The sequence below is a fragment of the Tahibacter caeni genome, from assembly GCF_024609805.1.
Taxonomy (GTDB): Bacteria; Pseudomonadota; Gammaproteobacteria; order Xanthomonadales; family Rhodanobacteraceae; genus Tahibacter; species Tahibacter caeni.
In genome coordinates this window covers 1-1,101 of sequence record NZ_JANFVR010000657.1, presented here as the reverse complement: position 1 = coordinate 1,101, position 1,101 = coordinate 1, and the positions used below count along the sequence as shown (strand labels likewise).

The following is a 1,101-nucleotide window of genomic DNA, read 5'->3' as shown; positions in this document are numbered from 1 at the left end:
GGGCGAACGCCGCCGCGCGGCCGACGCGATAGGCGAAGGCGCGGCCGACGACGATCGCGGCGAGCACGAGCTGCGCCGCCTGCGACAGCAGGTAGGCGAGCGCGACGCCGGTCAGCTGCAGCCGCGGCAGCAGCAGCGCGGCCAGTCCGAGGTACAGCACCGCCCAGGCGAAATACAGTCCGCAGTAGGCGCGCAGGCGCCGCCGCGCGAGCAGGGCCAGGCCCAGGGTTTCCGCGACGACGCGGCACAGGTCGCCGGGCAGCAGCAGGAGCAGCAGCGCGGCCGCCGGCGCGAACGCGGCGCTGAACAGCAGCGGCATCAGCCATTCGGCCGACAACACGATCGCGGCCATCAGCGGCGGCACGAGGTACAGGTAGACCGTCAGCGCCTCGTCGATCTTCGCGCCGAGGCGGCGGTCGTCGTCGCAGACCGCGAGCGCCGGAAAGTAGTAGCTGCCGGCCGACGCATAGATCGCGGCGAGATAGACCGTCGCGACCTTCCATGCGGTCGAGAACAGGCCGGCGGCGTCGAGGCCGTAGGCGCCGATGATCCAGCGTGACACGACCAGCACGACGACGATGCCGGTCGCGACGAGCAGCAGGCCGTTCGCGCCGTAGACGAGGTTCTCGCGCAGTTCCTCCCAGGCGAAGCGGGCCGGCTGCGGCATGACCGCGCCGCGGCCGTAGCTGCGCCGCGCGCCGGCGTACAGCAGCGCGAACTTGGTCGCGTGCAGCAGCGACAGCGCGAGCACGGCGCCGAACAGGTCGAGACGCCAGATCAGCACGACGAACAGCGCGAGCCCGATCAGGTCGGACGACACCTGCGCGAGCACGAGCCGGCGCGTCTCGCGCGCGGCGCTGAGCATCGCGCGGTAGACCTGCGCACAGACCGCGAACGGCACGCCCCAGGCGACCAGCAGCACGAGCAGACGGCGCTCGCCGCCGTCGTGGAACAGCAGCGCCGACAGCCAGCCGGCCAGCGGCGTCGCCGCGAGCGCGACGGCCAGCGAGCACAGGCCGACCGCGGTCAGCGCCGAGGTCGCCTGGCGCGCGATCGCGGCCTCGTCGCCGGCCGCGCGCGCGAGCGCGATGCGCTTGACCG

General features: G+C 73.6%; 1 protein-coding gene. It reads right to left on the bottom strand.

Features of this window, described 5'->3' with window-relative positions:
* Nucleotides 1-1,101: oligosaccharide flippase family protein (locus tag NON22_RS24645; protein WP_257389619.1), on the bottom strand; the 1,101-nt coding region annotated here is incomplete at both ends.